This is a genomic window from Rhizobium sp. SSA_523, assembly GCF_030435705.1.
In the GTDB taxonomy this organism is placed as follows: domain Bacteria; phylum Pseudomonadota; class Alphaproteobacteria; order Rhizobiales; family Rhizobiaceae; genus Neorhizobium.
In genome coordinates, this window is record NZ_CP129381.1 from 1,253,584 (window position 1) to 1,276,430 (window position 22,847).

The 22,847-nt window shown below is 61.8% G+C and carries 19 protein-coding genes; 6 read left to right on the forward strand and 13 right to left on the reverse strand.

The window, feature by feature from the left end:
* Positions 1 to 24 precede the first annotated feature (24 nt).
* Positions 25 to 870 (reverse strand): LysR substrate-binding domain-containing protein, encoded by an 846-nt coding sequence (locus QTJ18_RS06950; RefSeq protein ID WP_252754227.1) that lies wholly within the window; start codon positions 868 to 870, stop codon positions 25 to 27.
* Between the two features lie 99 nt (positions 871 to 969).
* Here QTJ18_RS06950 and QTJ18_RS06955 point away from each other — a divergent pair, with 99 nt between their 5' ends.
* Positions 970 to 2,271 (forward strand): aspartate aminotransferase family protein, encoded by a 1,302-nt coding sequence (locus QTJ18_RS06955; protein ID WP_252754174.1) that lies wholly within the window; start codon positions 970 to 972, stop codon positions 2,269 to 2,271.
* Between the two features lie 243 nt (positions 2,272 to 2,514).
* Here QTJ18_RS06955 and QTJ18_RS06960 read toward each other — a convergent pair whose 3' ends face one another.
* Genes QTJ18_RS06960 through QTJ18_RS07000 form a run of 9 tightly spaced genes read right to left on the reverse strand, consistent with a single transcriptional unit; the run spans position 2,515 to position 13,137 of the window.
* Positions 2,515 to 3,192 (reverse strand): DUF1028 domain-containing protein, encoded by a 678-nt coding sequence (locus QTJ18_RS06960; protein WP_252754173.1) that lies wholly within the window; start codon positions 3,190 to 3,192, stop codon positions 2,515 to 2,517.
* A 33-nt stretch (positions 3,193 to 3,225) separates the two neighbouring features.
* A complete protein-coding gene (locus tag QTJ18_RS06965; RefSeq protein ID WP_252754172.1) occupies positions 3,226 to 4,515 on the reverse strand; it encodes an NAD(P)/FAD-dependent oxidoreductase in 1,290 nt (429 codons plus the stop codon).
* Positions 4,512 to 5,168, reverse strand: a complete 657-nt coding sequence (locus QTJ18_RS06970; protein ID WP_252754171.1) for a VOC family protein — start codon at positions 5,166 to 5,168, stop codon at positions 4,512 to 4,514. Before QTJ18_RS06970 ends, QTJ18_RS06965 begins: the two co-directional genes overlap by 4 nt.
* On the reverse strand, positions 5,165 to 5,962 hold the full coding sequence (locus QTJ18_RS06975) for an ABC transporter permease (protein WP_252754170.1): 798 nt from the start codon (positions 5,960 to 5,962) through the stop codon (positions 5,165 to 5,167). The genes QTJ18_RS06970 and QTJ18_RS06975 overlap by 4 nt, the downstream gene beginning before the upstream one ends.
* Before the next feature lie 3 nt (positions 5,963 to 5,965).
* Positions 5,966 to 6,829: an ABC transporter permease gene (locus tag QTJ18_RS06980; protein ID WP_252754169.1), complete on the reverse strand. Its 864-nt coding sequence runs from the start codon at positions 6,827 to 6,829 to the stop codon at positions 5,966 to 5,968.
* A gap of 59 nt (positions 6,830 to 6,888) precedes the next feature.
* A complete protein-coding gene (locus tag QTJ18_RS06985) occupies positions 6,889 to 7,929 on the reverse strand; it encodes an ABC transporter substrate-binding protein (RefSeq protein WP_252754168.1) in 1,041 nt (346 codons plus the stop codon).
* A gap of 54 nt (positions 7,930 to 7,983) precedes the next feature.
* The gene (locus QTJ18_RS06990; RefSeq protein ID WP_252754167.1) at positions 7,984 to 9,969 is read right to left on the reverse strand and encodes a hydantoinase B/oxoprolinase family protein; all 1,986 of its coding nucleotides are present in this window, start codon (positions 9,967 to 9,969) and stop codon (positions 7,984 to 7,986) included.
* Entirely contained in the window at positions 9,966 to 12,023 is a 2,058-nt protein-coding gene (locus QTJ18_RS06995) for a hydantoinase/oxoprolinase family protein (RefSeq protein WP_252754226.1), read from the reverse strand. The genes QTJ18_RS06990 and QTJ18_RS06995 overlap by 4 nt, the downstream gene beginning before the upstream one ends.
* 16 nt (positions 12,024 to 12,039) lie before the next feature.
* Positions 12,040 to 13,137: an ABC transporter ATP-binding protein gene (locus tag QTJ18_RS07000; RefSeq protein WP_252754166.1), complete on the reverse strand. Its 1,098-nt coding sequence runs from the start codon at positions 13,135 to 13,137 to the stop codon at positions 12,040 to 12,042.
* A gap of 183 nt (positions 13,138 to 13,320) precedes the next feature.
* Here QTJ18_RS07000 and QTJ18_RS07005 point away from each other — a divergent pair, with 183 nt between their 5' ends.
* Positions 13,321 to 14,331, forward strand: a complete 1,011-nt coding sequence (locus QTJ18_RS07005; protein ID WP_252754165.1) for a LacI family DNA-binding transcriptional regulator — start codon at positions 13,321 to 13,323, stop codon at positions 14,329 to 14,331.
* Between the two features lie 435 nt (positions 14,332 to 14,766).
* Here QTJ18_RS07005 and QTJ18_RS07010 read toward each other — a convergent pair whose 3' ends face one another.
* On the reverse strand, positions 14,767 to 15,999 hold the full coding sequence (locus tag QTJ18_RS07010; RefSeq protein WP_252754164.1) for an MFS transporter: 1,233 nt from the start codon (positions 15,997 to 15,999) through the stop codon (positions 14,767 to 14,769).
* Positions 16,000 to 16,068: 69 nt separating this feature from the next.
* Between QTJ18_RS07010 and QTJ18_RS07015 the strand changes: the two genes are divergently transcribed.
* Both QTJ18_RS07015 and QTJ18_RS07020 read left to right on the forward strand, forming a co-directional pair.
* Complete coding sequence (locus QTJ18_RS07015; RefSeq protein WP_252754163.1) at positions 16,069 to 16,512, forward strand: helix-turn-helix domain-containing protein; 444 nt, start codon at positions 16,069 to 16,071, stop codon at positions 16,510 to 16,512.
* A 409-nt stretch (positions 16,513 to 16,921) separates the two neighbouring features.
* Complete coding sequence (locus QTJ18_RS07020; protein WP_252754162.1) at positions 16,922 to 18,169, forward strand: cation:proton antiporter; 1,248 nt, start codon at positions 16,922 to 16,924, stop codon at positions 18,167 to 18,169.
* A gap of 159 nt (positions 18,170 to 18,328) precedes the next feature.
* On the opposite strand, the gene QTJ18_RS07025 is transcribed toward QTJ18_RS07020, so the two are convergent.
* Positions 18,329 to 18,517, reverse strand: a complete 189-nt coding sequence (locus QTJ18_RS07025; protein WP_252754161.1) for a hypothetical protein — start codon at positions 18,515 to 18,517, stop codon at positions 18,329 to 18,331.
* A gap of 237 nt (positions 18,518 to 18,754) precedes the next feature.
* Between QTJ18_RS07025 and QTJ18_RS07030 the strand changes: the two genes are divergently transcribed.
* Together QTJ18_RS07030 and QTJ18_RS07035 are read left to right on the forward strand one after the other, a co-directional pair.
* Entirely contained in the window at positions 18,755 to 19,273 is a 519-nt protein-coding gene (locus QTJ18_RS07030; RefSeq protein WP_252754160.1) for a DUF305 domain-containing protein, read from the forward strand.
* A 17-nt stretch (positions 19,274 to 19,290) separates the two neighbouring features.
* Positions 19,291 to 19,779 (forward strand): DUF421 domain-containing protein, encoded by a 489-nt coding sequence (locus tag QTJ18_RS07035; protein ID WP_252754159.1) that lies wholly within the window; start codon positions 19,291 to 19,293, stop codon positions 19,777 to 19,779.
* An 842-nt stretch (positions 19,780 to 20,621) separates the two neighbouring features.
* On the opposite strand, the gene QTJ18_RS07040 is transcribed toward QTJ18_RS07035, so the two are convergent.
* A complete protein-coding gene (locus tag QTJ18_RS07040; protein ID WP_252754158.1) occupies positions 20,622 to 22,823 on the reverse strand; it encodes a methyl-accepting chemotaxis protein in 2,202 nt (733 codons plus the stop codon).
* Positions 22,824 to 22,847 lie beyond the last annotated feature (24 nt).

The window sequence follows — 22,847 nt, forward strand, 5'->3', positions numbered from 1 at the left end:
CCGTCCGATGCAGGTCCTAAACCTTTACAGGCTGGGAAGAGTCGAGCGAATATGTTCGGCAAGAGCCTTCGCAATGACCGAAGGCCGGCTCTCTCCAAACTCGACCGATAGTCCTATGGTGGGAAGCGCGGGCAGTCCGTCCGTGATGACGAAGAGATCCGGCGGAACGGCAGTCCTCGTGAACACGCTAATGGCGTGGCCTGACCGAGCGATCGCTGTCAGACCCGCGAGACTATTGCTTGCAAAGGCGACGCGGTACTGGCGGTTTGACGCCTCCATGACATCGCAGGCTGCCCGGTAATCGAGCGTGGCAGGTGCGGAAAGGGCAAGCGGCAGGATCGGCCGATCCAGAATAGCTGGCTTGGACGAATTTGCCACCCACACGAAATCCTCGCGCCTGATGATCTCTGGACTCGCCAATTCCGAAAGCGAGACGATACCGAGCTCAATCTGTCTTCTTCTCAGCATTGGCCTCAGCTCGGTAGTCGGCGCGCAAACCATTCGCAGTTCGACATCCGGATGCCGTTCGAAGAAGCCGTTCAGGACGGAGGGAAGGAAAGCGATGGAGTAGTCTTCCGGACAGCCCAGACTGACAGAGCCCTGCAAAGTAGAGCCGCTCATCGTCGCCAACAGCTCGTCATGCTGGGCAAGAAGCGCTTCTGCATGCATAAGCAGCTTTTCGCCGGCTGACGTCAGGCGGACACCGGATCCGCTCCTATGGAGCAAAACCTGTCCGATCATTCCTTCAAGGCGCTGCATCTGCATGCTCAATGCCGATTGCGTACGCCCCACTTGCTGGGACGCCACACTTATTGAGCCGGATCGGGCCACCACTGCGAAGTTTCTCAGGACTGAAAGATCAAGAGTCATGGCCATCGATTTGTTTGATATCGGCGTGAAATTATATCAATTTGCCTGCAAGGAGAACACCGCATAGTTTTTTCTTCATTGCAAACGAAGGAGCGATCGGTGTCTCTCAACCGCGAACAAAGTTTCTGGCATCAAGCGAACAGGCACCTCACGCGGTACGGGCCAAGCTTCGAGAGCATCATCGTCGAGCGTGCGAGCGGAAGCTACGTGTATGACGCCGACGACCGTCCCATACTGGACTTTACGTCAGGGCAGATGAGTGCCCTCCTCGGCCATACCCATCCGGACATCGTTGCGACGGTCGATCGACAGATGCGCTCGGTTGCGCATCTCTTTAGCGGCATGCTCTCGCGTCCGGTGGTGGAACTGGCCTCACGTCTTGCGGCGCTCGCGCCTGGTCTCGATCGTGTGCAGTTGCTGACGACGGGAGCGGAATCCAACGAGGCTGCCATTCGCATGGCCAAACTCGTGACCGGCGGACATGAAGTGGTTGCCTTCGCGCAGAGCTGGCATGGCATGACGGGTGCCGCCGCCGCCGCGACCTATAGCGCGGGGCGTCGCGGATACGGGCCGACGGCTGCAGGGTCTCTCGTGATCCCTGCCCCTAACTCTTACCGTCCCCGGTTTACAAAGCCAGACGGCACGAATGATTGGCAAACCGAGCTGGATGATGCGTTCGCACTGATCGACAATCAGTCGACGGGAAATCTTGCGGCCTTCATAGCCGAACCAATTCTGTCGAGTGGTGGAATTCTGGAACTTCCGGTGGGTTATCTTGCTGCTCTCAAGCAAAAGTGCGAGGAGCGCGGCATGCTTCTCATTCTGGATGAGGCCCAGACAGGCGTGGGAAGAACCGGACACATGTTCGCGTTCCAAAGGGACGGCGTTACTCCCGACATCCTGACCCTCTCGAAAACGCTTGGCGCCGGCCTGCCGCTGGCTGCAGTCATGACGACGGAGGCGATCGAGCAAAAAGCCTTCGAAAAAGGATATCTGTTCTACACCACGCACGTCTCCGATCCACTTCTGGCCGCCGTGGGAGTCACTGTTCTGGACGTTGTGGAACGAGAGGGTCTTGTCGCTGCCGCAATCGAGCGTGGCGCGAGGTTGAGAGCCGGACTTGTCTCCCTTCAACAGAGGTTCGAATGCATCGGCGATGTACGCGGACGCGGCCTTTTGATGGGTCTGGAGATCGTAGCAGATCGGCAAACCAAAGCACCCGGATTTGCTCTCGGTGCCAAGATCATGGAAGAGGCGATGCGGCGGGGATTGAGCATGAATATCGTCAAGTTGCCCGGAATGGGTGGCGTGTTCCGCATCGCGCCGCCACTGACAGTCTCAGACGAGGAAATCGACCGCGGTATCGATATTATGACCGATTCAATTCAGGCTGCCTCATGAGCCTGACCGCTCCCTCATGCGATCATTTAGCGACGAATAAATTCTCGCAGTGCGTGAAATGATCATCGCACGGATCGTCCCCATATCGCCGGGCCGTTCGGAGGCGCGCTTTGCAATCAGCGCCCGTAGCGCATGGGAAAGGCCCTGCGGCTCGCATCGGTCAGCGCCAGCAGATCCGCGTCATGCACTGAACTTTATGGGGGGATCGACTTGGCGGACGCGGCGTAGCGCCCCCATTCTCGCTCAGACCTGCAGGGCTGAGTTGATCAAAGGTTTGAGGGTCGCCGGTTCCAGGACCTGGGTGACGAACCTGTCGACGATCGGCTCGTAAGTGCGCCATAGCGCGTGTAGCCGCATGGCCGGGTCGCGCTCGAAATCGACGCGCAGGTCAACCAGCGGCCAGGCATGCTTGTCGACGATGAGCAAAGCCGCCGCCATGGCCGGCTGGGTCTCGCCGCCGGCGGCGACACCGGCATCAAGCGAGGCGAGGAGCCGCTCGGCGAAGATGGTCGACCCGCTTGCCTCATAGCCGCGGACCATTGCTGCCGTGACTTCGGTATTCGCCATGAAATTGCCGACGGAGACGCAAGCGTCGCCCTCATGCGCGGTTGCGATGGACTCGATATCCGGGCCGTTGAAGTAGGCAGTCCGCCCGTCCCTATCCACTGCGGCAAATTGCCGAAGGTTGGGATGCTCGCTTCCGGCCACGAGAATGTCGACCGTCTCCCGCGCCGAAAAACCCTTGCCGAGGAGATCCAGCCCGAGCGGGCCGCAGCGGATATCGGTGCGGTGCTGGGTCGCGATGACGCCGGCGCCCGCTTTGGCCCATGGGCATCTGTTGCCGACGGCGATGCTCGAACTCGCGACGGCGATGCCGAACATGCCGGTCTTGCGGTCGAACGCGGAGAGAGAGAAAGTCATGATGTCTCCTTGATGCCCTCGGCACCTAAACTGTCAGATCTCGCGGCTGTCCCTGAACCGGTACCAGGGCAGGATCAGCCGCGCGGCGCGCGAAACGAAGGCGTGAAACGGCACCTGAGGCGGCGGGCTCGGACGAAGGGCGAGTTCGTCGTCCGAGACGCCCTCGATCGCATCGGCGAGAACCGGAGCCATCGCGCAGGCGAGAGCCAGCCCGCGGCCGTTGCAGCCGATCCAGGCGCAGATCCCGTCGCCGCGCCGGTGAAGGCGTGGCAACCGGTCGGTGGTCATGGCGATGCGGCCGCCCCAGAAAGAGGTCATCGGGTTATCCGGCAAGGCCGGAAACATCTCCTTCAGCCGCCGTCCGACCATTGCCGGCAAGCGCCGCGCCGCGGCAAACTGGATGGCGAGCGCACCCCCGGAGACGAGCCGCCCTTCGCGGTCCTTCCGGAAGTAGCGAAGGTCCATGCGCGTGTCGGACGAGGCCTCGTCATTCGGCAATATCGTCTCGGCCAGATGACCCAGCGGATCGGTCGCCGCCTGATAGGAGGTCACCGGGACGATCGAGCGGCGCAGTTCCGGCCATAGGTCGCCCGTATAGGCGGCCGTCGTCAGGGCCACCTTTGGCGCGCGGACGCGTCCTTTCGGGGTTTCCACGATCCAGCCGTCGCCATCACGCTCAAGCCGCATTGCCGGGCTTTCTTCGTAAACGACGGCACCTTCGGATACGGCGGCGCGGGCAAGACCGCAGGTGAAAGCGTATGGATTGATATGGCCGCCGCCCCGGTGTTCCCATCCCCCGAAATAGACATCCGTCCCCAGCTGCCGCGCGGCGTCCTCGGCGGACAGGGCGGCTGCCGGCGCGCCGGTGGCGGCCCATTGAGCGGCAAGTCCTGCGACCCGTTTCGCACGTCCCGGTGTATGGGCCGGCTGCAGCCAGCCGTTGCGCCTTGCATCGCAATCAATGCCGTATCGGTCCACCAGATCGAACAGCCGGTCGGCCGCGCCCTTCACCAGCTGGATGAAGCGCGTGCCACGCTCTCCCGGCCAGATCTTGCGAACGGCATCCGGCCCGTGGCGGGTCAGCGCCGAGATGACCTGCCCATTGGCTCGTCCTGAAGCGCCGTAGCCGACCCGCGTCGCTTCCAGCACGATCACGCGGCGTCCGCGACGGGCAAGCTCGATGGCTGTCGAAAGACCTGAAACCCCGCCACCGACGATCACCACATCGGCGCGTGCATCGCCCTCGAGCGACGGCGCCTCGAATGTCTCGCGCGAGAGCGACATCCAGAGAGATGAAGGCTTGTCGGACGGCCAGAATGTCATGCGGCGACCACCTCTACCTCGAGGCCGCAGACGTCGCGCAGATCGCTGTACATCGCCCTCGCACCGGAGAGCAGGAGCCTGGCGCCTCCGGGCTTCACCTCCGTCCCTTCCCCGTTGCCAGTCGGGAAACCGGACAGGGATCGCGCTTGCGGCAGGGTGACCGAGACGAGCGATGATGCGCCATTGATGTGTTTCATCGTATCGGGCCGCCAGAGAAGCTCCGCCGTGTGGTGCTGGCAGAGGAGGCATTGCAGTCCGGGCGTTCGGACCGGATCGATGCGGGTGATCGAGAAGCGCAGCTCGCCGTCGTCGGTCATTCGCGAGAAATGTCGAACCGGCTCGGCCGGGATGTCGAGTGACGCGAGTTCTTGAGCCGAGGCATCGATGTCGCTGCTGCGCAGCGCAAATCCCCGGATCCCTGACCCTTCTGACAGCAGCGCACACCAGGTGGCGTTTGCCGCCGTTTCGGCGACGATGCCCATGATTTCGATATAGCTGCCTTGGAGCATCACGCAGCGGTTGGCGGTGCCCATGGCGGCGCTGTGACGGGTTTCCGGCGTCACATGAAAGCCAGCCGCCTCGAAAGCATGACCGGCTGCCCCAAGATCCTGAACCAGGACGACGATGTGATCGATCGGCAGATACAGGCTCATCCCGCCACCGTCATCTTGTCTATCCCGTACACGCGATCGACGATCAACAGCGCGACGACGGCAAGGAGAAGCTGCAGCGTGCTCAGCGCCGCGATCGTCGGGTCGAACTGGTTTTCCAGATAGCTCAGCATTACCACCGGCAGCGTGTTGGTGTCGGCGCTGCCGAAGAAATAGCTGATCGGCAGGTTGTCGAAGGACGTCAGGAAGGAAAACAGCGAGCCCGCCATGATGCCGGGCCGGATCAGCGGCAGCGTCACGTGCCAGAAGGTCAGGAGCGTGTTGGCGCCGAGGATGGCGGCCGCCTCCTCGTAGGATCGCGGTATTCCGGCATAGACACCGGCAACCGTGCGCACGATGTAGGGCAGGCAGACAACCGTATGGGTGATCAGAAGCGCTGTGAAGGAGATGCCGACGCCGAGCCAGGACAGGAAGAACAGCGAGGCAAAGCCGATGACGATCATCGGCATCGACAGCGGCGACAGGAGGAAGGTCATCACCGCATTCGCCCATGCACTGCGGGACCGCGCGAGATAGAGCGAGGCGGGAATGCCGATGAGGCAGGAGAGCACCGTCGCGCCGATGGCGATCTGGATGCTGACGATCATCGCGTCGATGAAGGGCTGGTATTCGAAGATCCTCGCAAACCACTTGGTTGACCAGCCCGGTATCGGAAAGGAAACATAGCCCGCCGACGTAAAGGACACGAGAACGACGATCAGGATCGGCGCCAGCATGAACACGAAGAAGAGGACGACGAAGGCGGCGAGCGCGATGTTGATCCAGTCCCGTTTCATCGCTCAGGCTCCCTTGCGGCGCACGAGGCGCAATTGCAGGAAAAGGCAGAAGACCGCGATGACCAGCAGGATCGTGCTCATGGCGCTCGCCGTGCCGAAATCGCGCGTCGTGTTGAATTGCTGGTAGATCATCAGCGGCAGCGTCTGCAGGCCGCCGCCGAGAAGCACCAGCGTGACGAAGCTGCCATTGGCGATCATGAAGACGAGGATGGCGCCGGTGCCGATCCCGTCGAGCGACAGCGGCAGCGTCACCTCCCAGAAGGTTCGAAGCCGGTTGGCGCCGAGGATCTTGGCCGACTCCTCGAGCCGCGCGTCTATGCCTTGCAACACGGTCGCGATCGACAGCACCATGAAGGGCACGAGCACATGGACAAGCGCGGCAACGGCGATCTCCGGCGAGTTCGTCAGGCGCAGCGGCGCTGACAGCAGCCCTAGCTGATCGACAAGCAGGTTGTTGACCAGCCCGCGCCGGGCAAACAGCACCTGCCAGCCGAAGGTGCGCATGATGATCGAGGTGAGGAGCGGTGCAATCAGCAGAAAGATGATCAGCCCGGCAAAGCGCCCCGCCTTTCGGACGAGGAAGTAGGCGACGGGGTAGCCGATGATGATCGAGATGATCGTGACGCCCGCCGAGAGCGCCACGGTCTGCCCGATGATGCCGAGATAGAAGCCATCCGCCAGCAGCGAGACATAGCGCGAAAGCGTGACGCCCCCGTCTTCCGACAGGACGCTGCGCATGCCGTTGTCGAAGAGCGGGAGGACGAAGAACACGGCCAGAAAGAGGACCGCCGGAAGTGCAAGGAGATGCGGCGTCAGCAGCCGCTTGCGCCGGCTCGGCGGGATCTGTTGCAGGCTGGTATCGCTCATCGCTTGCATCCGTTGAGGGGAAGGCAGGCTGCCCTCTTCCAAGGGCAGCCTCAGGTCGGTTATCGGCCGATCTCGCGGTTCCAGCGGTCGACCCATTCGTTGCGGACCTCCGCGATCTGCTCGTAAGGCGGGAAGGCGGTCTTTTGCCAGGGCGTGATGCGCGGCTTCAGCTTTTCGCTGTAGACCACGTCGGTATTCGTCACCCCGTAGTTCATGATGTCGGCGAACTTGGTCTGGTTCTGCGCGTCGAGGATTTCGTTGATGTAATCCCAGGCCAGCGGATCGGCATTCTTCGGCTTCTGCACGGCGACGCCGTTCAGCGAGCCGCCCTCTTCCGGGTTGATGAAGTCGATCCAGGTCGCGCCGCTGTCATAGTGGTTCCAGGTGCGGCCGTCGAAATAGATACCGACATCGGCCTCGCCGGAAGAGAGGTGGTTGAAGAAGTCGTTCGGGCCGCCCCAATAGACGAGGTTGTCCTTCATCTTCTCCATAGCCTTGAAGAACGGATCGACGTTTTCAACGCCGCCGCCGAGCGCCTTGGCCATGGCCCAGATCAGCATGATCGGCGTGACGGCGTAGCTGATCGAAGGCACGGAAGCGACGAGTTCGCCGGACGCGACGCGATCGACGAATTCCGCGAAGGACTTCGGCGGGTTCGAAACGCGTTCCTTGTGAAAGGTGATGCCGCCGACGCCGTAGTCGAACAGCGTGCCCTTGCCCATGACGGAATCCGTCAGTTCTTGCGGGATCTTTGCAAGGTTCGGGAGCTTGTCGACCGTGAACGTGTCGACCAGATCAGCCTTGGCGGCGCTGAGTGCGAGGTCGGGCGTCATGATCAGGACATCGACCGGAGGCTTGGCCTGATTGGCCTCAACCTGCGCCAGCCATTGCGGCGGGCCACCGAGGGAAACATTGGCTTTCGCCTTGGTCTTGGCCTCGAAGGGCGCAACGAAGCAGGTGCGGACCGCCTCTTCCCATACGCCGCCAAAGGCGGTGACGGTGATTTCCTTGGACTGGGCATTGGCCAGCCGCGGCAAGCCTCCGGCCATCAGCCCGGCACCTACCATGGCGCTACCACCGAGGAAGTGTCTTCTCTTCATTATCGTCATCCGAGTTCTCCAAAGCTGGAACGAGGTGGTGTCAGTCGTCTTGGTTCATGCGCGGAGACTGCCTGCAGCAGCCTCCAACCGCTGGCGCGCTGCGTCAACGGCACTCTGGCTGGCCGCCACCCGCGGAAAGCCTTCCGGCAGTTCCGCAAGGACGGCATCGAAGATTTCACGGCGTCGGCGCTGCCGCATGGACCCCGGCAGCATCACCAGCGACCGGTTGAGACTGTCCATCACGCCGGCCGGGAAAGCCTGGTCCCAGCGTTCGCGCTCGACGCCTTGGGCATTTTCGGATGTGCTGGCGGCGATATCTCTGCGCAGGTCTTTGGTCTTCGCCGCATCGACGTCGCCGCCGGCGATCGCGACGCCGTAGTCGCGGGCGGCAGCCTCGGCGGTGACGAACCCGTTGGCGACGTCCTTCAGGACAGCCTGCGGATCTCGCTCCGAGGGATCGCCCCAACCGCCCGCTCCGGGCGTCAGAAACGTCACCGTGTCACCGGCATTGACGGTCAGCACGTCGATCTTGCCGAGATGCCGCTCCTGCGGCGTGCCGCGGTTGACGATGAGCTGCCCGGGCATGCCGGGCTTGCCGCCGTTCGAGCCCCACGGCCGGAACATCAGCCGTTCGAGACCGCGGCCGAGGACGTTGGAATCGTCGGTCAGGACCCGGAAGGTCAGCTCCATGCCGCAGCCGCCGCGCCACTGTCCGGCGCCGCCGGAATCGGGCCGCAGGGCGTAGCTGACGATCTCGATGCCGAGCTCGGCTTCGACCGTCTCGACAGGATTGTTGGCGAGGTTGGAGATGCCGCTGTCGCGGCCGTCGATGCCGTCCCGGCCCTTGCGGGCGCCGGTGCCGCCGATCATCGGCTCGATCACCTGCACACGCCGGCCGCCATGACCGTCCGGCTCCGCCATCACGACCGGGATCACGGTCCCGGAAGACGCGGCCGGCATCACGTCCGGCAAGGCCTTGCCGAACGCGCCGTTCAGCACATCGTTGACGCGAATGGCGGCGGCATGGCGAACGCCGGTCGCAGCCGGTTCCTGCGGGTTCACGAGGCTGCCGAGCGGCGCAGTGATCCGCACCGGTGCCAGCATGCCGACATTGAGCGGCGTGGTCGGATCAAGCGTGTTGACGAGCGCCAGAACGCGCAGCGTCAGCCAGGCATGCGGACGGCCGCGTGAGGGAATGTTCATCGCGGTGGCGACTTGCGGATCGGTGCCGGTGAAATCGAGATGGACTTCGCCATTCTCAAACGTCGCCGAAAGCGCGATACGAACCGGCAGGCGGCTGGCGGCATCGTCGTCCAGGTAATCCGAGAAGCTGTAGGTGCCGGAGGGCACGCGCTTCAAAACGGTGCGCGCCTTTTCGGCGGAATAGGCGACCAGATCGACCGCTGCGGTCGCGACCGTCTCAGCACCGTGCTGGACGATCGTCTGCTCCAGCCGTCGGCGACCGGCTGCCAACGCTGCCAGCATGGCACGGATATCGCCCATATTGGCGTCCGGCGTCCGGCTGTTGGCGTTCAGGAACAGCGCGACGTCGGGGTTCATCTCGCCCTTCTTCATCAGCTTGACCGGCGGAATGCGCAGGCCCTCCTGGAAGATTTCCGTGTTGACGGGCGAAATGCTGGACGGCACGCGCCCGCCGACATCCGAGCAATGAACGAAACACCAGCCGTAGGCGACGATCGCCCCCTCATGGAAATAGGGCTCGATCATGTGCAGGTCGGGCAGATGCGTCGCCAGCCCTTCGGAGCGATAGGGATCGTTGGTCAGGATGACGTCGCCCGGCTCGAGTGCGCCGACGGCAGCGATCGCGGGGGCGCATTCCAGGCCGACGAAGCCAGACACGCCGATCGACCGCGGATAGGCGAAGAAGCGGCCGTCGAGCCCGGCGAGCGCGCAGGCGAAATCCGCTGTTTCCTTGACATAGAGCGTCCGGCCGGTGCGCTGCAGCGTCAGGCACATTTCCTCGCTGACGGCGGCGAGCTTGTTGCCGAGAATGGCGAGCGTGACGGGATCAAGCTTCATGACGCATGTCTTTCAAGATGAAGATTTCCAAAAGCATCGGCGCGGGCCGACCAGCCGGGCAGAAGCACCGTCGTGGTATCGTCCTGCTCGATGATCGCCGGGCCGCTGATCCGGTCGCCGGCGCCGAGCGCGCTGCGGTCATAGACGCCCGCCAGCACCCATTGCCCGGAGCGGAAGATTTTGCGCTCGCCCTTGCGAGCCGGATTGCCGGTGCCTGCGGGGATCTCAGGTTGGGCGATATCCTCGCTGACGCCGACGACGGCAAGCCGCACGGTCCCGAGCTCGACCTCCGTCTCGGTATCGCGGAAGCCATAGATGCGCTCGTGCTCGGAATGGAATGCTTCCGCGATCGAGGCGGCGTCGCGGCAGTTTTCGTCCAGCTTGACGCGCAGCTCATAGGCCTGGCCGGCATAACGCATATCCGCACCGCGTTCGAACCTGCGCACCTGGCTGGACTCTCCTTCACGGTCGAGCCAGGCATTTCCTTCCGCTTCCAATTCCCTCAGCACGTCCAGCATCAGCGCCGCGCTGGCGTCGTTGACGGCTCGTCTGAGGCTGCGAACGAAATCGCGGCGAAGATCGGCAGCGGCGGCTCCCAACGCACAGAAGGTTCCGGCAGCCGGCGGAATGACGATACGGCCTATCCCGGTTTCCTCGGCGAGAAGATTGGCCTGCGTCGGACCCGCACCGCCGAAGGGAACCAAGGCGAACGAGGCCGGATCGAGGCCGCGGGCAGCGAGTGTCTTGTAGAGTTCCGTCGCCATGCCGGCGGTTGTGACCGCGAGAGCGCCTTCGGCGGCGAGTGCTGCACCGTCTTCGCCCGACAGTCCGATGCGCTGGCCGACTTCGGCGAGTGCCGCGCGTGCTGCATCGACATTGAGCTTCATGCGGCCGCCAAGGAAGCCTGCCGGGTCGATGTAGCCGAGCGCCAGGTAGCAGTCGGTCACTGCCGGCTGGGCTCCGCCCCTGCCATAGGAAACCGGGCCGGGCATGGCGCCGGCGCTCTGCGGGCCAACCTTCAGCAGGCCATGGGCGTCGACCCAGACGATCGATCCGCCGCCGGCGCCGATCGCCGAAACGTCGACGACGGGGAGAACAAGCGGCAGGCCGCCAATATCGGTGCGCGTCGCGAGTTCGGCCGAGCCCGCCTGGGCCACGGCGATATCGGAGGACGTGCCGCCCATGTCGAAGGTGATGATGGAGGTGACGTCCGCGGCTTCTGCGAGCCGGGCTGCGGCCATGACGCCGGAGGCCGGACCGGACAGGATGGTTTCGACCGGACGTTCATCGGCCGACATCAGACTGAGCGAGCCGCCGTTGGAGGCCGTCACCAGGATCGGTGCCACGACCCCGTCCCGCTCCAGCCCCTTTTTGAGGCCGGCGAAATACCGCTGCATCAGCGGCTGGATATAGGCGTTGAGGCAGGCGACCAGCGTGCGCTCATATTCGCGGATTTCGGGCCAGATTGCCGCGGCGGAGGTGATTGAAAGACCCCCGGCCTTTTCGGAAAGACGTTTGGCCATGTCAATCTCGACCGATGGCGTCGTATAGCCGTTGATGAGGACAAGCGCGGCGGCATCGACGCCAAGCGCTTTCAGTTCGGATGCGACCCGATCGAGTTCCGCCTCGTCGGCGGCCTTCGTCACCTCGCCCGAAGCCGACAGGCGCGCATCGATTTCGACGATGCGCAGCCGCGGCACGAGGGGTTTTTCCTTGCTGGCGTGGAAATCGAAGGAGGACGGCATGCGACTGCGGGCGATCTCCAGGATGTCGCGATAGCCCTTGCTGACGACCAGCGCGATCGTCGCGCCGCGGCGCTGGATGATCGCATTGAGACCGATCGTCGTGCCGTGCATCAGCGTGCCGACGTCACCAGATGTCAGGCCGGCCTTCTGGAGCAGGGACTGCAGGCCCTCGATCAGTGCGCGTGACGGGTCGTCCGGCGTCGAAGGCTCCTTGTAATAGGTCAGGCTGCCGTCATGGGGATTGGACAGCACGAAATCCGTGAACGTGCCGCCGACGTCGATCCCGATGCGCGCTCCGCTCTTCTGCATGATCGTCACTTTTCATTTACTCCGCGCTTACGATGACGCCGTCCTGCGGCGCCCAGTCGAGCGTCACGGCCTGGCCGAGATGATAGGTTGTCGAACCGAGCGGGCCATCGGCCTGGCGGTAGACGAAGAGCGTGCGGCCGAGTGCCGGCACGTCGACCTGATAAGCGGCATAGTTTCCGCGAAAGACCGCGCCGACGACACGCGCCGCAAAGCCGCCGGATGTTTCCGTGGGCTTCAGCGCCATCCGCTCCGGCCGGACAGACAGGACAAGCGGTTGACCGGGCGTGTTCGGCTCGGGCAGGTGAAAGCTCATCGGCCCCTGCGGGCCGGCGACTATCAGGTTTGATCCGTCGTCGCTGGCGTGGCCCTCGAATATGTTGGAAGCGCCGAGGAATTCCGCCACGAAGCGGCTGTCGGGCCTGTCATAGATGCTTGCCGGCGCGCCGATCTGCAGGATGCGGCCGCCGTTCATCACGGCGACCTTGTCGGCCATCGACATGGCTTCTTCCTGGTCATGGGTGACCAGGAGCGCGGTGATGCCGAGGCGCTGCTGCATGCCGCGGATCTCGAACTGCATGCTTTCGCGCAGCGACTTGTCGAGGGCGCCAAGAGGCTCGTCGAGAAGCAGGACCTTTGGATTGACCACCAGCGAGCGCGCGAGTGCCACGCGCTGCTGCTGTCCGCCGGAGAGTTTCGAGGGAAAGACATCGCCCCTGCCCTGCAATTGCACGAGATCGAGCATCTCGTCGATCTTGGCATCGCGGGCGGCCTTCCCCATTCCCGCCATGCGCAGGCCAAAGCCTATATTCTCGGCGACAGTGCGATGGGGGAAAAGGCTGTAGTTCTGGAACACCATGCCGAGCCGGCGCTTGTGCGGCGGAAGCCGAGAAATGTCGTCGTCACCGATCCGTACTGTGCCGGCATCCGGCGCCTCGAAGCCTGCGACGATGCGCAGGGTCGTGGTCTTGCCGCAACCGGATGGTCCCAGGAGAGCCACGAGTTCGCCGCCCTTCACCTGCAGATCGAGGTTCTTGACGGCTGCAACCTTACCGTAGGATTTGTGGATCCCGGTCAGCACCAGCGCACTCCCGGCCTCACGCCCGGCTACTGTCATGGAGGGTTCCCAATTCTGCATCTGAGGAAGAAGACCATCAGGATGCGTTCCCATTTCTCTTTTGTAGCGCTACAATATTCCCCATCTATCTTCTGTCAAGGATAGCTTTGCTCAATTTACCGCCATCCGTAGAAGTGCATATTTCCTGGACATAACGCAGTAGGACGTGGGTAAGGACACCTCATGACAAAGCTTCGACGGGATGAGACGGTCACCATGCAATCGGTCGCAGCAGCCGCCGGCGTTTCGCCCATGACGGTGTCGAACACGTTCCGGTATCCGCAGCGGGTCCAGCAGGAAACGCGTGAACGCGTACTTCAGATCGCGGCTGAACTGGGGTATGTACCAAATCACGCCGCCGGCAACCTGGCATCCGGGCAAAGCCGCGTCATCGGCGCAGTCATCCCCTCGATCAAGAATTCGAGCTTCTACAACTACGTCCGCGGCATGCAGGATCACGTAGCCGAATGTGGATATCAGCTCGTCCTGAAGCTGGCCGACACAATGGAGCAGGAAGCAGCTGCGATACGCACTTTCGTCGGCCTGCGTGTCGCCGGCATCGCGCTGGTGGGGGATGAACACGAAGAAGGCGCGCGTATCTTACTGAGCAAGGCGGGCATTCCTGTCGTCGAATCGTGGGTGTATCGAGACCCTTTCGACATGGGTGTAGGATACTCGACTGCCGATGCGACCCGCGCCATTACTCAACTCCTGATCTCGCAAGGCTATTCCAGGATTGGCTTGGTCGGCTACGAGAGCACCGTGTCCCATCGCTTTACCGAGCGCGTCCCCGCCTTCACGCACTGCATGGAAGGCGCCGGTTTGAGCAGCAACAGGATCTTCCTGATTGATGAAGCGGATGGTTTCGGTGCCGGTCCCAAGGCGCTTGACGGACTTTGCAGGATCGACCCGGATCTGGAAGCGATCATCTGCCCGACAGACATCGTCGCTGCCGGGGTTCTGTTCGAATGCGGCCGGCGCGGTTGGAAGATCCCCGAGCGTCTCGCGGTCGCCGGATGGGGCGACTACGAAATCGCCTCCGAAATCACCCCCGGCATCACCACCGTGCACCCTCACGCCTATGAGATGGGCCAGCAGGCGATGTCGCTGATCATCAACCGCACCTCCGGCACCGGTGGACAGGGAACCCTGATCGACACCGGCTTCCATATCGAGAAACGTGTCAGCGCCTGAAGCCAATGCCAGGTTTGTTTCGTGCGGCCGAGATCCACAGGGCGATTGTTGACGATCGCCTCATGGCATTGCCGGATGACACAAGGCTGTTCACCAACCAGCACTACCGCAGGGGCGGTTGCCACGTACAACGGAAATCCACCGTCGCTCACCCGCCTGCCAGCACATTGCGATCCCCAATCCTCGTTATCATAAAGCGGCTTTGCTCGCCCGCCGCGATCCATGTCTGCATCTCGAAGGGTAGAAGCTGCGCAAGATCGAACAAGATGCTCAGCCCGGATACTCAGAATATGGTGCGTCTGGCCCGAGTGTCCTTGCCTCCGCCTTGAAAGGAGACCGACCATTGGTCGTAGTTCGAACGCCGTGAGGGCCATGGTTTGGGGCAATTGACCACCATCCCACGAGCAGTCCCCGTCAGCGCTGACGACGGTCAGCCTACGCCCTGCGCCTGTCGGGCCCCCAAACCGACAAGGCAAAGGCAGCCACGGCCCCCGCACCGGCAGTGAGGAAGGTCAGCCGCATCCCCGATGCTATCGCCGACGCCGAAGCCTGCGTCACATCCGTGGTGCCGACGCCAAGGGCAAAGACGAGGCCCATGGCCGAAGCGCCGGCGATCAGTCCGATATTGCGCGACAGGCCCAAGAGCCCCGAAACCGTGCCACGCCGGTCCTTGCCCACATCCGAAAGCGCTAACGTGTTGTTGGCCGCCTGGAACAGCTGATAGCCCGGTGTAAGGACGAGAATCGACAGCACATAGCCAGCGACCCCGATCACGCCCGGCACGATAGCCAGCATCAGCGCTCCGACGCTCAGCAAGGCCAGACCGATCACCAGCATGCGGGGGCTGCCCCATGCCTCCACGAGCCGACCGGATGGCACGCCGCTGACGATCGAAATCACCGGGCCGATTGCCATCACCGCGCCGACCTCCGGCACCGTCAATCCCAGCCCGAGGCCGAGATAGAAGGGGCCCACCACCAGCGTCGTCATCATGATGCCGGCAACCAGCACATTCACAAGGAGACTGCCGGCGAGGCTGCGATTCATCACCGACCACAGGCTCGGCACCTTGGTATCGGCGCTGTACGCGTCACGTGGCAGATACGAAACTGCCAGAACGAGCGCCAGAGCTGCTATCGGCAGTTGCACCCAGAATATCGCCCGCCAGCCCGACAGGGGGATCAGCAGCCCGCCGAGCGACGGGCCTAGGGCAGTGCCGATGGCCGAGACCGTACCGAGCAGGCCCATGGCCCGCCCGATCTGTCCCTCGCCCGCAGTCTGGCGCATCAGCGCCATGGCCAGCGTGATAAGAATTGCCGCGCCGGCACCCTGAAACGTTCTTGCAGCGATCAGTACCGACAAGGTCGGCGCGGCGGCGCACAGCCCGGTGGCCAAAGCAAACAGCACCAGACCCAGCACGAGCATGGCCTTGGCACCGAAGCGATCCGCGAGGCGGCCGGCGGCAAGGACGCAGACCGTCAGGCTGGCGAGATAGGCCACCGTGACGGCCTGCACCTGCGGAAGCGGTGCGGCAAAGGCCCTGGCGAGATCCGGCAGGGCGATGTTGGCAATGCTGGTGCCGAGCGAGGCCAGGCCGGTGGCTAGCGACAGGGCGATCGTGATGCCGGCTCGAACTGTCAGCAATCGGGGTGAATTGATGGTGTCCAATGTCGTTTCCTCTTGTCGAATGATCAACTGAAGAGCATGCTGACACTTCAAGCCAACTTGAGGTCAACCATGAAATTCCTGGATATTGGGGAGGTCGCCGCGCGCACAGGGATCAAGCCGTCGGCGCTCCGCTATTACGAGGAGGCGGGGCTCATCGCCTCGGTATCGCGTCACGGCCTGCGCCGGCAGTTTCCGCCCGAGGTGCTGCTGCAACTCAAGTTGATCGCCATGGGGAAATCGGCGGGTTTCTCGCTGGACGAGATCGCCGGCATGTTCGGCAGCAATGGCTTGCCGGATCTGCCCCGCGACCTGCTGCGTCGAAAAGGGGAGCACATCGATCGACAGATCGCGGAGCTGACGGCGCTGCGCGAGACATTGCGGCATATCGCCGATTGCCCGGCGCCATCGCATATGGAATGCCCCACGTTCCGAAGGCTGATCCATGGGGCCATCAAACGCGAAGGCCAGACGAGCGGTTGGTCAAAGCGGTCATTGAAAGCAGAGGAAGTTTAACCACGACAGCCCGCCTGTCTGCGCTCTGAGCGTGGCAATCTGCGCCGACGAGGTGGTTCGTCAGGTTGTATAAAGGAGGTGAAGGTGTGGCTCTTGATAGGATGGGAACTTAAAGCCCGTTGAACCGGCCCCTAAACCTTTGGCTCATAAAGAATCCGCGGCGGGCGGGTCCGATGGCGAAAGTGCCCCGCACTGCCGTCACTGAAATTATCGGCCCGTGCGCAAATTCTTAAGAAGGCGGACTCTCGGCTGCGTCCAAGGAAGCAGAGTAGGCTATTCACGAAGCTGCGCTGCAGACCCAGTGCCCATCGGCGGCTACAACGATGAGTGGAACCTGCTCCTTCGCGCGGCGCACTAGGAACTAATTCGCAGCTGCGGATGTTCCACCTCCTGCTTTCGGAACGATATCATGCTCACTCCACTCGAACTCCTCTCCGTCCTTCTTCTACTGACCGCCGTCTTTAGCTGGTTAAACGAGCGATATGTCGGCCTGCCGGAAACGGTAGGTGTGCTGATCATGGGACTCGTTTCCTCTATCCTGCTTCTCCTGGCCGAAATCGCGTTCCAAAACGTCTCCCTCTATGAAGAAGTCACGGGCATCGTACGACAGATCGATTTCCAACATTCGGTGCTCGACGGGATGTTGGCTTTCCTGCTGTTTGCAGGCGCTCTTCACGTCGATTTCAGCGCTCTGCGTAGACGGGCTGTCGTGGTCGCTGCTATGGCAACTGTTGGCGTGGCGATTTCCACACTCGTAATTGCTATCTCCTTTTGGTATCTCGGCGGCCTCCTCGGCACACCGGTTTCGTTCGTTTGGGCACTGGTTTTCGGGGCACTGATCAGCCCCACCGATCCTGTCGCGGTGCTGGCAACGCTGAAGTCCGTTCAAGTTCCGATTTCGCTCGAGGCTGACATGAGCGGCGAGTCGCTCTTCAACGACGGTGTGGGCGTCGTGCTCTTCACCGTGATGCTGACCCTGGCCGTCGGTGATGGCCACAGTGCCGCAGGTTTCAGCGGTGCAGCCAACTTGCTGGCGCTGGAAGCACTCGGCGGCGCAGCGCTCGGCCTCGCTGGCGGTTATCTTGCTTATGCGGCAATGCGGCAGGTTGATAATTATTCGGTCGAGGTGCTGATCTCGATCGCGCTCGTTACAGCGCTTTATGCCTTCGCCACACGGGTCGGCACCAGCGGTCCAATCGCCGTTGTCGTTGCTGGTCTCTTCGTGGGCAACCGGGGGCCGCACCGAGCCATGAGCGATCTGACGCAGCGCTACCTTTTCGGCTTCTGGACGCTCGTTGACGAAATCCTGAACGCCATTCTTTTCCTGCTGATCGGACTCGAAGTCCTTGTGCTGCGGCTCGATCCATCGTTGGGATGGCTGCCGCTCGCAGCCATCCCGATCGTGCTGCTGGCCCGCTTTGCGGCGGTCGGAGTGCCGTTCCTGGCGCTCTCCCGCTGGACCCCCTTTGTCAAGGGCACCGTGGCAACGTTGACTTGGGGAGGCTTGCGCGGCGGCATCTCTGTGGCGCTGGCGCTTTCCATTCCTGAGATCGCAGAAAAGTCGCTGATCCTTGCCGCCACCTATGTGGTGGTGATTTTCACCATCATCATTCAGGGTCTCACCCTGAAGCGGCTGGTGAAGGCGGTGGTGCAATAACGAAACTCAGCCTTCCGCCGCCTGCCTCGAACCGGCAAGAAGGTGCGCGCCACGACCTCTTGCCGGTTCCGCCTGCTGGGAGCCAATTTCACTCACCCAGGACGGACATTCGTTACGTTGTGTTCGTCAAGATCAGCACACGGGCCGCCTGCATTCTGGCTATCGTGCGGGGGCCTCGGAAGCCGGCAGCTTCACGTTTACGTCGATATCTCCGCCTGCTCCCAAATTGCCACCAAACAGAATGAATCCCACGGCAATCACTGCCATAAGGATGACAACAGCAACAGCCCAGCCAGCACTACCGCTACGGCCGTTGTTGTTAATAACGGTGGGCTCACGATCAGACATGTTTATTACCTTCGCTACATAAATTCTAAGGTGGACACTGGGAATGACGGGCAGACGATTGCGTTCCTCACTCGGGACTTCAGTCCTAAGACCGGACCTTCGTCCCGCCTGTGCCATCTCTGTCGACCGGCGTGTGCGTAAGCCTGAGCCGCGGGTCGAGGCTCGAACTTATGATCGCTACGAACTTTTCGGCGCATCACGCGTTTGATTTTTTGCAGCACAGGGAGGGTTTTCAAGATGAGATACACCCGGTATGCGGCGATGGTGGCTGCGTCCAGCGGCACGATGTTGGGCTTGATGTACCTAAACACGTACTCGTTCCAGCATATCACGTTCACCCAGACCCGTATCTGGATGGCGCTCCTTATGGGGGCCACGATGACCTTTCTCATGCTCATCTTCATGTGGCACATGTACAAGAGCAAAATCGCGAACTTTGCGATTATTGCGACTGCCCTGATGGCTTATTCCACGTTTTCCTGGCTGGTGCGCAGTCAGGCGACTGTCTCAGATGCTGATTATATGAAAGCGATGATACCCCACCACTCAATAGCGGTCCTAACCAGCACCGGGGCCGACAGCAAAGACCCGCGCGTAAGAGACCTCGCCAATCGGATCATTCAGGCTCAAGTGGAAGAATTTGCAGAAACGAAGCGGCTCATCAACAGCCTGGAAGAGAACCCTCCTGCACCAGATGCGGCGGCTCTTCCACCACTCGACGCCGACAATTCGGCCCCACTTACCGTTGCTGGGTAGTGAGTTAGGAGAAGCGAATGGATTGGCAGAGCATGCTCTTCCAGAACTGGTCCGGGATCATCCGCACCATCCTCGTTGGCTCCATGGCTTACGCAACCCTCGTTATATTCTTGCGCATCTCGGGCAAACGGACGCTGTCGAAGCTAAACGCCTTTGACCTGGTGGTCACAGTCGCACTTGGCTCAACCCTTTCGGCAATCATCCTTCAGGAGTCGGTGGCACTAGCCGAAGGCGCAACTGCGCTGGCTTTGCTTATCTCATTGCAGTTCATCGTCACTTTCTGGTCCGTTAGATCACAAAAATTTGCCAAAACTGTACGAGCAGAACCGACGCTTCTAATTCACGATGGTGAGTTGTGCATCGAGGCCATGCGGCGGCAGCGTGTTACCGCTGACGAAGCAAGGAGCGCTGTTCGCGCAGCTGGAGGAAATGATCTCGATGGCGTCAAAGCTCTGATTCTTGAAAGCGACGGCACTTTGAGCGTGATTCTCAACTCGCGCAGCTGAAGGCGGTCTCCTGACCGTCCTCCTTATTCCACTCTTGGATCGATCTGCATCAAGTGTCTAATACGAGCACAAGCTCATTTCGAGAAAAGGACCCTTTCGTCCAGACTAGGCGGGGTGAACCAGCATATGCACTCCGAATTTCCGTGGGTATTTGGTTGCCGGTTTGCCCTCATCGTGGGCGACCATCCTTATCTCTGCCGAAATCGCCTTCGGTGCCGAATGCTTGAGCCGGGGATGAAGGCGCAGGTTTGCCGCCCTGTATAGCCAATGCGGCGAGATAGCCTGCCTCGAAGGCCTCGCGGGTTCGCGCAGGGTCCCGATTGCAGCGACTGACATGCCCTAAATGCTCCCACCATTCGTTCCAAGCTTCATTCAACGACATAGGCGCCTCCCTGCATTCTCGTCGTTTGCTTAAGGCCACGGTTTGCCATCACGCACAGACCGCCTCCTCATCGAAACGTCCGTGAACCCCGGCATCATCCGCGCACATCTTGCATCAACCTTGATACAGGCTTCTGCCGGTCACTTCTCAGTCTGCGAGCGACGAACTTTCCGCACATCGGCGGCTGAAACCACGCCCGCATCGTTCGACCAGGCTTGCCATACAAAGATCGCCAATTCTGCGACTTCCTAATCTGACAGTCTCTCGCCAAAGTCCGGTATTCGCAAGCTGTAAAGCCGTTGAAGGCGGTGGCGGTTCTCCTGCGGCATGCGAGAAGTCTTTGAACTCAAGGCACGTCTTCTGGATCATCTTCCGCGACCGACGGTACCGGCCGCGTCAAGAGCCACATTGGCGGAAGCAAGCTGCGCCTCAGCTGAAGCTCGGCGTCGCAGTACCACCGTCAGAACTCTTCCCAAGTTTCGGACGTCGCGACAGCCGATGAGCCGCGCGTCTGGAAAGCCTTGGAGATTTTGCCGAGCATGCCCCTGGCGGGCGATTGCGCCTGCCCGAAGCTGCTGCTTGCAGCCGTAACCAACCGTGGTGCAGCGTGCCCTGTCGATCCCCGACCTAGGTCGAACTGGCTGATGAGTTCTCGCAGGCGGCCGGCTTCCTGAGCAAGCGTGGCGCCGGCCGCATTGGCTTCCTCGACCATGGCCGCGTTCTGCTGGGTTACCTGGTCCATCTGATTAACGGCGGTATTGACCTCGGACAGGCCGACTGATTGCTCGCGCGCGGAGGTGGCAATTGCATCCATGTGCTGGTTGATCGTGACGATATAGGCCTCGATCGTTTTCAATGCCTCGCCGGTATCGCTGACCAGCTTCACGCCGCTGGCAACCTCTCCAGAAGAGTTCTTGATCAACCCCTTGATTTCCTTGGCAGCCGTCGCGGAGCGCTGGGCAAGCTCACGGACTTCTTGCGCGACGACAGCAAAGCCTTTGCCCGCTTCGCCGGCCCGTGCCGCCTCGACGCCAGCATTCAATGCCAGCAGGTTCGTCTGGAAGGCAATCTCGTCGATGACGCCAATGATGCTGGAGATCTGGTTGGAAGACTGCTCAATCTTGCCCATGGCGCTGACCGCATTTGCGACGACGTCGCCGGAGTGGCGGGCGCTCTCATTGGCCTGGATCGCAACCGAGCGTGCTTCCTCGGCCCGCTTAGTGGAATTGGAGACATTGGTGGTGATCTGGTCAAGGGCTGCAGCCGTCTCTTCCAACGACGCCGCCTGCTGTTCCGTGCGCTTCGAGAGATCGTCAGCGCTATTGCTGATCTCACGCGAACCGCTGTCGATCGAGCCGGTGGCATCCGATACCGCGGCCATGGTTTCCCGAAGCTGCGTGACAGCTTGGTTGAAGTCGGTGCGAAGGCTTTCAAATTCCGGCGAAAAGGCCTGCTGCAACTGGAAGGAAAGATTGCCGCCCGCAAGTTGTTTCAAACCGCCTGCCAGGCCATCAGTCGCCTCAGCCATCGCCTGAGCCCGCTCCCGCTCCTGCTCTGCGCTGCGGCGTCGCTGCTCCTCAGCTTCGGTCCGCTGCTGGGCGCTCTCTTGCTCGAGCGCGCGGGTCTTCAGGCCGTTTTCTTTGAAAACCGCCACGGCGCGCGCCATGGCGCCGACCTCATCCGGGCGCGATCCGCCTTCAACGTCGGCTGACAGGTCTCCGGACGCGAGACGCGACATGGTACTGGTCAGACGTCCAAGAACACCTGCGAGCGATCTTGCGAAGAGATAGAAGCCGAGCAGAGACAACAGCGCGATGGTGATCGAACCAACGACTATCAGCATCATCGCATAGCGGCTGTCGTCAACGATCGTGGTTACGTCCGAGGCAATTTCCAGGATACCAATGCGGCTACCTGAGAAGTTGTTGAACGGGACCGCCTTCACGACAAGATGTCGATCACCGACCGACATCTCAACCTGCACGGGATTTCCGTCGTAAGCGGCCTTAAGATCATCTGCGGAAAGATAGCTTTCTGCCGAAGTCGATGCCTGTTTCTCGAATTTTCCGTCGATCAGGATGTGGACGGCAACGTTGCCGCCGATCCGCGCTGCAAGCGGCTTGAAATAATCATTCGTGAGACTGGTCCCGACGTCAACGACACCCACCGGTGTGCCGTCGCGCAGAACCGGTGCACTGGCGAACATGCTGACCGCAGTGCGTCCCGGCTCGACGCCGCTGACAAGCTTGCCCGTCGCAAGTGCTTGCACGACAGTCTTGCGTCGGCCTTTCATATCGTCGTCGAACTTGTCGGGCGTGTGGATACGGCCGACGGCCATGCCCTTGGCATCAACAAAGGTGATGAGCTGGAGCCCGCCATCCGAGACGATCGACGGCATTGCCGATTCATAGCGGGCGATGATCGCGTCGCGCGACCTGCTTTCGATCAGACCGGCTATGTCGGGTTCGCCGGCGAGCGCCAGAGCGACAGCCGAGGCTGTCTTCTTCTGGGCGGCCATGTCGGTCTCAATCAGCGACAGGTCGGCAGCGACCTCGCGCTGCAGCGCATCGCTGCTTGCGCTCGACTGGCTGTACCAGGCGCTCCCGCCGATTGCGATGCTAGAGAAGAGGACGGCTGCAAAACCACTAGCGGTGATTGTCATCCAAAGAGGACGCTTTACGGCAAC

What these genes read in the sequence shown, in the direction of transcription:
- QTJ18_RS07005 (WP_252754165.1), top strand. Translation starts at nt 13,321, where the DNA reads ATGACAAAGCTTCGACGGGATGAGACGGTCACCATGCAATCGGTCGCA.
- QTJ18_RS06960 (WP_252754173.1), bottom strand. Translation starts at nt 3,192, where the DNA reads ATGACTTTCTCTCTCTCCGCGTTCGACCGCAAGACCGGCATGTTCGGC.
- QTJ18_RS07030 (WP_252754160.1), top strand. Translation starts at nt 18,755, where the DNA reads ATGAGATACACCCGGTATGCGGCGATGGTGGCTGCGTCCAGCGGCACG.
- QTJ18_RS06995 (WP_252754226.1), bottom strand. Translation starts at nt 12,023, where the DNA reads ATGCAGAAGAGCGGAGCGCGCATCGGGATCGACGTCGGCGGCACGTTC.
- QTJ18_RS07015 (WP_252754163.1), top strand. Translation starts at nt 16,069, where the DNA reads ATGAAATTCCTGGATATTGGGGAGGTCGCCGCGCGCACAGGGATCAAG.
- QTJ18_RS06990 (WP_252754167.1), bottom strand. Translation starts at nt 9,969, where the DNA reads ATGAAGCTTGATCCCGTCACGCTCGCCATTCTCGGCAACAAGCTCGCC.
- QTJ18_RS06975 (WP_252754170.1), bottom strand. Translation starts at nt 5,962, where the DNA reads ATGAAACGGGACTGGATCAACATCGCGCTCGCCGCCTTCGTCGTCCTC.
- QTJ18_RS06970 (WP_252754171.1), bottom strand. Translation starts at nt 5,168, where the DNA reads ATGAGCCTGTATCTGCCGATCGATCACATCGTCGTCCTGGTTCAGGAT.
- QTJ18_RS06950 (WP_252754227.1), bottom strand. Translation starts at nt 870, where the DNA reads ATGACTCTTGATCTTTCAGTCCTGAGAAACTTCGCAGTGGTGGCCCGA.
- QTJ18_RS07000 (WP_252754166.1), bottom strand. Translation starts at nt 13,137, where the DNA reads ATGACAGTAGCCGGGCGTGAGGCCGGGAGTGCGCTGGTGCTGACCGGG.
- QTJ18_RS06985 (WP_252754168.1), bottom strand. Translation starts at nt 7,929, where the DNA reads ATGAAGAGAAGACACTTCCTCGGTGGTAGCGCCATGGTAGGTGCCGGG.
- QTJ18_RS06980 (WP_252754169.1), bottom strand. Translation starts at nt 6,829, where the DNA reads ATGAGCGATACCAGCCTGCAACAGATCCCGCCGAGCCGGCGCAAGCGG.
- QTJ18_RS06965 (WP_252754172.1), bottom strand. Translation starts at nt 4,515, where the DNA reads ATGACATTCTGGCCGTCCGACAAGCCTTCATCTCTCTGGATGTCGCTC.
- QTJ18_RS07035 (WP_252754159.1), top strand. Translation starts at nt 19,291, where the DNA reads ATGGATTGGCAGAGCATGCTCTTCCAGAACTGGTCCGGGATCATCCGC.
- QTJ18_RS07040 (WP_252754158.1), bottom strand. Translation starts at nt 22,823, where the DNA reads ATGACAATCACCGCTAGTGGTTTTGCAGCCGTCCTCTTCTCTAGCATC.
- QTJ18_RS07025 (WP_252754161.1), bottom strand. Translation starts at nt 18,517, where the DNA reads ATGTCTGATCGTGAGCCCACCGTTATTAACAACAACGGCCGTAGCGGT.
- QTJ18_RS07020 (WP_252754162.1), top strand. Translation starts at nt 16,922, where the DNA reads ATGCTCACTCCACTCGAACTCCTCTCCGTCCTTCTTCTACTGACCGCC.